Genomic DNA, 7572 nt, shown 5'->3' on the forward strand with positions numbered 1-7572 from the left:
CAAGTGAAATAAAAAAATCTAAAAATCCTTCTTCCAGCTTCATTCCTATATCCATTTAAATGAAGCTAGCCTCTCATTATTTACCGATTTAAGCTAGATTTTTTTCATGAGGTGGCCCTGAATGTTGAGGAGGATTATCTTGAATCGTAATAGGCAAGGTTGTATTGTTATAGCAATGCTTTTTAATAACCTTTGGTATTGCGATTGCTCATCTTTTCTAAAATTAAATCATGGATACCACCTGATTTTAAATATTGGCCACAAATAGGAGTGGCTTGTTTATTGATTTGCATCTATGCTGCTTATCGTTATTTTGCCTATTATGATACGCGTTCTAATGATGCTTATGTTTCAGCTCACATTGTGAATATTGCCGCTGTGGTTTCAGGTCCGGTCACCAAACTTTATATTAAAGAAAACCAACAAGTTAAAAAAGGCGCCCCATTAATCGAAATAGATCGACTACCCTATCTTTATGCAGTAGAACAAGCTAAAGCAAAATTAACCATTGCTAAACTTAATTACGAAAATGAAAAAATTGCTGTTTCTAAAGCAGAACAGCAGCTTCAACAAAGCAAAATAATGCTTAGTTTAAGTCAAGATCATTATAAGCGGTATACACCACTTCAAGCTAAGGGGGATTTGCCTACTATTACGGTAGTCAATTTAATCGATAAAATGAAAGATCAGGAAGCAGCAATTCAAATAGCTGAGCAAGAATTAAAAATTGCCCAAACCAATTTAGACGATAGTCCAATTCTTGCTGCACAAGCCGAATTAGCTCAAGCCTTATATATGCTAGATCATACGATTTTATATGCTCCCGAAGATGGTTATATTACCAACTTTAATGTCCGAGTGGGGCAATATATTAAGCCGGGAGAGGGTTTATTTGCTTTAGTTGAAACCAAACTTTGGTGGGTAGTAACGCGCTATCGTGAAACAGCCATTCGTCTGATTAAACCTGGCGATAAGGCCAAGATTACTATCGATATGTATCCTGGCAAAGTATTTCATGGTCATGTAAATAGCATAGGTTGGGGTATCAATCGGGTTCAATCAGGTAGTGTTGCCCCATCCACACTAGAATATTTAGAGGCCACCGAAGATTGGATCCGTATTGCTCAACGTTTTCCTGTTCGTATTTACATTGATGATGTCGATGATGCTTATCATTTGCGTATTGGTGCTAGCGCTGAAACTGTAACTTATAGGAGATGAGGTGTTTCCTTATTGGCCGCGAACGGTAGAAAATAGAGCTGCTTTACGCACGGCCATCGCAGCCTTGTCCGCTGTATTAGTGGCCTTTACTTTTCATCTACCAAGCCCTTATTGGTCGGGTATGAGTGTGGTTATCATCTCCAATCTTTATACAGGTAGTATTATTGATAAAGCCCTTATGCGGATTATAGGAACCATCATCGGTGCTGCCTTAGGTTTTTATCTTGTAGGGATTGTTGCTAATAGTTTCCTCTTATACTTACTAAGTTGTTTTTTAATTATCGCGGTAAGTGTATATTTTTATTATTACAGCAGGTACGGCTATGCCTACTTATTAGGCGCATTGTGCGCCTTTATTATTATCTCCCAAATTACTATCAATCCTCAAAATGCTTTTAATGTAGCCATATGGCGACCGATAGAAATTGCTGTTGGCGTGGTAGTTTTTGCACTGTGTGTGTATGTATTTTTCCCAAATCATTTAAAAGATAATATAACGAGTCAAGTAAGCGATTTATTTAATAGCTATATTCAAGAATTTAAAAAATTGGCTGTTTGTATTGCCAACAATGAAATCAAGGTGGCGGAGCTCAGTGATAATAATTTGAAAATTAAAAAAAAGCTTCGTAAGGCCACGGAACTTATCGTATCACTTAATGTGGAATTAGGTACTAACCAAGCTCAAACGGATAGATTACGCGCTTTTTTGGACACGTTTTTTACCTTGGCCAGGCAAATACAATATGTAATCGCACTACCTTATATTGCAGCGGATTTACAGCTTTTACAAGCAGCCTCAATAGATAAACTTTTTCTTGCAATTACTGATGATCTTCAACAAATCCACCGGGCTTTTATTACAGCACAAACTATTGAATTAAGTTTGAAAAGCAAACTTGCCTTGACTGAATTTGAAGAGCAAATAAAAAAAGAAGCAATTCTTGCGAGGAGCGATTTTATTTATGCATTCATTGTATTTTTTAATCAAGTCATCCAGCATTTATCGTTCTTACATTCCTTATTAGGACAAACACCCATAGCGCAAGAAAAACCCTATGTTTTATTGACTAGAAAAGACAGAATTAAAACGGATGATAAGGAATTAATTAAACATGCCATTAAAGCGGGTTTATCGGTGTTGCTTGCCTTGGGTTTTTGGTTAGTTAGCAATTGGCCTGGTGGAATTAATGGAATTATTAGTAGCCTCGTAATATCCATGCGCTTAAATCTTTTAGAAATGAAGAATGTAATTATCCATCGCTTGCTCGGTTGTAGTTTAGGAGGAGGGCTTGCGCTAGTTTCCTTAGCAGTAGTCGAGATGAATTTATATGATTTTATAGTACTGCTATTTTTTGCTGTATGGGGCTTTTCTTATTTCATGTTTAAGTTTCCTAAATATGCTTATATTGGTTTACAAGCGAATATTGCTTTGATTATTACCTTAGCCCAAGAAGGGGGACCACCTACTTTATTAGATCCTCCTCTTCAACGCTTAGCAGGTGTTGTTATAGGGATTGCTGCAAGTTTTATTGTGGCCAACATTTTATGGCGTTCTGATGTATGGACTCTTTTACAACGCTATTTAGAAAAAATTTATAACTACCTGACTTTTAACTTAAGACAAGCGCTTCTTATTACCGAAAAAAAGACAATCTACGATTTAGCGAGTATCTTTTGGCTGGCTCGGGGTTTAATTGAAGGCCTTAGTGATTTGGATTTGAAGAAAAAAAAGCTAACTAAATTAACTGCCTTTCGCCAACGTTTCGAATCCTTGGTAATGACGCAGGCTACTATTAGCTATATCCTAACTTCAATTGATAAAGACAAAGCCCTTAGTATTGCAAATCAACTTGAGTTGGATTTACTCCCTTATGAGCAGGAGCTGGTATTTTTATATGAGAACAATGCTTATGTACAGGCCCTCCCTCTCTATGAACAGTTAAACCAGTGTATAGAGAAAATACAAAGTCATCCTCTCTATTTAACTATTGAATTTTCCGACTTAAGAAATTTATTAGCTTATTTAAATGCTCTCAAACAGTTGTGTTTACGGATTATCAATAACCAAATAGATTCCAGTAAGGATAGGATCGGGAATCCATTAACTACTTGAAAATAAAGTGGATTTTGATGGATTATTTTATATTTTTAGGATAGGCTAAACTTCCCTATTTATTTTTTGGTTGCATTTTGTCTCATCTCGTGTAAAATTTGACCTCTTATGAAAGCAAAAATACTATACATTTTAGTGGCTGTAGCCGCAATTACCCTAGGTGTCTTTGCCTGGTGGTTCAATGCACCCAAACCCATGTTTCGGGTGGTTAGTTTTAAAGAATTGCCTGGATGGGATAAGGCCGATCTGAAAAAATCTTTAGACACCTTTAAAGCCTCTTGTCGTGCTTTTGTTAAGCAAGAACCTGAACAAATTGTGGGTACTGATCATATTGAATTACAAGCCAAAGATTGGCATCCCTCTTGCCAAGCGGCTTTACAAATAAAACATGATGATCAAGATCTTAAAATCTTTTTCCAAAAATGGTTTGCTCCGGTTGAGTTTTACGCCGATAAACCGGCTAATGGTTTATTCACCGGTTATTATATGCCTTCAATTAAAGGGAGTTACACTCGCTCCCCTGAATATAACGTGCCTATATATGAAGTCCCTAAGGATTTAGTAACTTTAGATTTGGGATTGTTTATACCCCATTTAAAAAACCGCAAAATTGTAGGGCGCTTAGAGGGCAATAAAGTTGTCCCTTATTATACGCGTGAACAAATTAATAAGGGTGCCGTTAAAGGTAAAGCTCGCGTTTTATTATGGATCCATAGCCCAATTGATCGTTTGTTTTTAGAAATACAAGGTTCTGGGGTTATTGAGCTTGATGATGGTTCACGTCTTTTTATAGGTTATGATGGACAAAATGGGGCGCCTTACACGGCCATAGCTGGTGTGTTAATTAAGAAAGGAATTATGACTAAAGATAATGCGTCAATGCAGGCTATTAAGCGTTATTTAGAAGCAAATCCTGAACAAATTGATCCGATCATTAATCAAAATAAATCCTTTGTTTTTTTCCGTAAGCTTAAATTAGACGGGGCTTTAGGTTCGCAGGGGGTTGCTTTAACACCGGGATATTCTTTAGCTATTGATCGTCAGTGGATACCAATGGGTGCTCCGTTGTGGTTGAGTACAACGCGTCCAGATAGTAAAAATCCTGAGCTTAATAAGCCGATGCAACGTTTGATGATAGCGCAAGATACTGGTGGCGCAATCAAAGGTAAAGTACGTGGAGACGTCTTTTGGGGTGGGGGAAAGCAAGCAACTTTAATCGCCGGCCATATGAAAAATCCAGGACACTATTGGATGCTTCTACCTCGCCATATGGTTTCTCGCATCGAAAAAAATACTTAGCAAAGTAGAAAGTTTAACCCGTATTATGCTGCGAACTTAACACGGGTTATTGGCTAAACTATGAGGCACTAGTTGACGTTGTTACTGGGTTTTTTTCCTTATCGCCCTCTGTCGTTGCTGCAGGGGCAGCATCATTGATTACGGGAGCAGTATTGCCTTTCAGCGCTTCATCTAAGGTAATAAATTTATAACCATTCTTTTTGTACATCTCAATAATATCGCCTAAGCATAAACTATTTAGCAGATTTGCATGGATCAATAAAATTTGCTTCGTTGGCTGCCCCTCAACTTTTTTTGCTCTTTTTTCTGCTCTAAGTGTTTGTTGCCAAATAAAAGCAAGATAACGTTTTTTAAATTGCTCTAATCTTTGTGCTCTTTGGCGATAAGGAATGCGATAAAATTGAGCGTTAAATTCATAATCCTTACTGTCTACTGTGACCGGGGCTACAATATAGTGATGTTCTGCCAGATAATCGAGAACCTTTTGCTTTTTCTCGCCTTTGCCTTCAGCTAAGTAGGGATAACGAAAATATTTCGGTTCCGTCATCACTGGTGATAGCCGATTATCGGCGCGATCAATGTCAGCAATATATTTATCTGCACTTTCACTATTTAAACTACGATGAGTATAGGTGTGATTGCCCACGTTGAAGCCTTGATTACGGAAAATTTCTAAAAATTCCCATTCATTTTTGGCTATAGCACCTCCAATCACAAAGCCCGTAGCAGGCACTTGATTTTCCACTAAGGCGTTTACTATGGCCATAAAGCGTTCTTGCGTTCTTTTTAAGTTTGCAGGGGTGCTGGTGCCTGAGCCTACAAAGGGTAGATCATCTATAGTAATGGCAATTTCGTTTTCAGCAAATAGGTTGGAATTTAAAAAGAAAATCAATGACGCTAAAACGAGTCCTTTGTTGAACATGTTTTCCCCTTGCAGGCCGAGCCTGTTCTTATTTTAATTGTTTAATTAACTATAGTCGAAAATAAAAAATATGCTAACTTGTTGATCTGTATTGAAAATAATAAGTACCTTGTGAAAAGATGAATTATACTATTTAATCTATAATCAGAAGGATAATAATTTTGCGAATTAGGAGATTCCATGTTGGACAATTATAATCGATTAATATTTCAGGGGCTTTTATCAGTATTAATAACTTCAAGCTCAGTACTTTTTGCTGCTAATAGTCCTAGTTCTAATCCTGTCCAACTTGCGGATGTTACACCAGCACAAATCACTCCTACTCAGATCAATCCAACCACCATTAATCCTACGACCATTAATCCCACAACCATTACTCCGCCCACAATAAATCCCACTGTGATTAATCCAACCACAATCAATCCGGTTGTAATTAATCCTACGACCATTAATCCTACGACCATTAACCCCACCATTATCAATCCAACCACGATTAATCCAACGACGATTAACCCTACCACGATTAACCCAACAATCATTAATCCGCCAATTGTCAGGCCCCAAACAGTTACGCCTGCAACCATAACGCCTTCTATCACTACACCCACTACCATAACCCCAACAACAACAACCCCAACAACAACTACGCCAACAACCATTACTCCTGCAACAGTAACTCCTGGAAATACTTCGGCGGCAGAAAGTACTTCAATTTCTATTCCTGATACCACTAGCTCCGAGCAACCTAGATCTAAAAAACATAAAACGCATTTTCCCAGTGGTATGGTTGTCAAAACTGAGGGTAGAGTTGAGGTTTTAATTGATAATAAAAAAATTCATCCCCTTAGAGTAAAATCCTTATTTTATGCTAAACAGATTATTATTACGAAAAAGGAGAGTAAGGTAGGTTTGCGTTTCAATGATGGGACTTTTATTGTTCTTGGACCCGAATCGGCTCTAGAAATCAAAAAATATCATTTTACTTTACCTGCAAAAGGGCAAACCTATTCGGGCTCATCGAAGGATCGCGCTGTACTTAAATTAATTAGAGGAAATTTAAAGGGCCAGTTAGGTGCTTTAGCTATTTTTAATAAGCCTAGTGCTTTTGCTATCTTAACACCTCGTGGTAGGCTTGAATTAGCAGACGCTAAAAGCAACTCCACAGTAGAGTTAATCTATAACAACAAAGTGGGACTAGTAATTAAAGCGATCGGTATTTTAAGTAACTCTAAAGGACAGGTTTCTTTAACCGATAAAAATTACGGTTTAGTTAGTGCCGTAATCGGATCCGCACCCACCACTACGACCACCGTCCCAACCATTTTATCCGATGTAGTGATGCTTACCACCGCTAAGTTTTTTGCAATTGAATTAGGTCAGGTAAATACCTTTTATAGTGAAAATATTATTGCTGAAGAGGAAAGCGAGTTGACGAGTGAGGTTGCAGACACTTCTTCGGATAGCGATGCAAGTAGCGATAGCGATGTTGCTAACCTAAGCTCCGATGATGAGGGGGATGATGATGGGGATGAGGAAGACATCGATGATGAGGACGACAGTGATGATGAGGACGATAGTGATGATGGCGATGATGACAGTGGTGATGACGACAGTGGTGATGATGACAGTGGTGATGAATAAGCCTCTGAGAAATTAATCCTACGGCCTGCATGTTAAAAGCTAATAAACTTTGCAGGCTAATATGAACATCCAAAGAATAGAGTAAATGCTATAATTACTTTTAATAACAAAGGTTATATTGAGACTATCTCGGATGAGTAAGCTAATTGATGCTATCTACAAAATCAATTTTGTTATAAGTCATAAATGTATAGACAAAACAGAAACCATATTAAATAAGCAGATGGTGCAAAATAGCTATAGTTATTTTTCACAATTGAATAACTCATGTTACGCACGGTCAATTTTAAGCTGCCATATTTTTAAGCTCCTGCCAAGCAATCTGGTTCGCTCTAAGAATCAATTTGTACTTAATAGCAAAGTGATTTAAATGAGT

General features: G+C 37.6%; 6 protein-coding genes. 5 read left to right on the plus strand and 1 reads right to left on the minus strand.

What is annotated here, in order from left to right:
* Window positions 1-282: 282 nt before the first annotated feature.
* From ELY15_RS11870 to ELY15_RS11880, 3 genes are all read left to right on the plus strand, one after another.
* Entirely contained in the window at window positions 283-1221 is a 939-nt protein-coding gene (locus ELY15_RS11870; protein WP_233586687.1) for an HlyD family secretion protein, read from the plus strand.
* A gap of 1 nt (window position 1222) precedes the next feature.
* Complete coding sequence (locus ELY15_RS11875) at window positions 1223-3334, plus strand: FUSC family protein (protein ID WP_127100294.1); 2112 nt, start codon at window positions 1223-1225, stop codon at window positions 3332-3334.
* Window positions 3335-3442: 108 nt separating this feature from the next.
* The gene (locus ELY15_RS11880) at window positions 3443-4633 is read left to right on the plus strand and encodes a murein transglycosylase A (protein WP_127100296.1); all 1191 of its coding nucleotides are present in this window, start codon (window positions 3443-3445) and stop codon (window positions 4631-4633) included.
* Between the two features lie 58 nt (window positions 4634-4691).
* Here ELY15_RS11880 and ELY15_RS11885 read toward each other — a convergent pair whose 3' ends face one another.
* Window positions 4692-5555, minus strand: a complete 864-nt coding sequence (locus ELY15_RS11885; RefSeq protein ID WP_127100298.1) for a polysaccharide deacetylase family protein — start codon at window positions 5553-5555, stop codon at window positions 4692-4694.
* A 180-nt stretch (window positions 5556-5735) separates the two neighbouring features.
* Between ELY15_RS11885 and ELY15_RS11890 the strand changes: the two genes are divergently transcribed.
* Together ELY15_RS11890 and ELY15_RS16190 are read left to right on the plus strand one after the other, a co-directional pair.
* A complete protein-coding gene (locus ELY15_RS11890; RefSeq protein ID WP_127100300.1) occupies window positions 5736-7196 on the plus strand; it encodes a hypothetical protein in 1461 nt (486 codons plus the stop codon).
* Between the two features lie 133 nt (window positions 7197-7329).
* Window positions 7330-7566 (plus strand): hypothetical protein, encoded by a 237-nt coding sequence (locus ELY15_RS16190; RefSeq protein WP_158617467.1) that lies wholly within the window; start codon window positions 7330-7332, stop codon window positions 7564-7566.
* Window positions 7567-7572: the final 6 nt, after the last annotated feature.

The sequence above is a fragment of the Legionella sp. km772 genome, from assembly GCF_003989735.1.
Classification (GTDB): Bacteria; Pseudomonadota; Gammaproteobacteria; order Legionellales; family Legionellaceae; genus Legionella.

Excerpts from the sequence above, each read along its gene's own strand:
- ELY15_RS11890 (WP_127100300.1), top strand. The coding sequence starts at position 5,736 with ATGTTGGACAATTATAATCGATTAATATTTCAGGGGCTTTTATCAGTA.
- ELY15_RS11880 (WP_127100296.1), top strand. The coding sequence starts at position 3,443 with ATGAAAGCAAAAATACTATACATTTTAGTGGCTGTAGCCGCAATTACC.
- ELY15_RS11885 (WP_127100298.1), bottom strand. The coding sequence starts at position 5,555 with ATGTTCAACAAAGGACTCGTTTTAGCGTCATTGATTTTCTTTTTAAAT.
- ELY15_RS16190 (WP_158617467.1), top strand. The coding sequence starts at position 7,330 with ATGAGTAAGCTAATTGATGCTATCTACAAAATCAATTTTGTTATAAGT.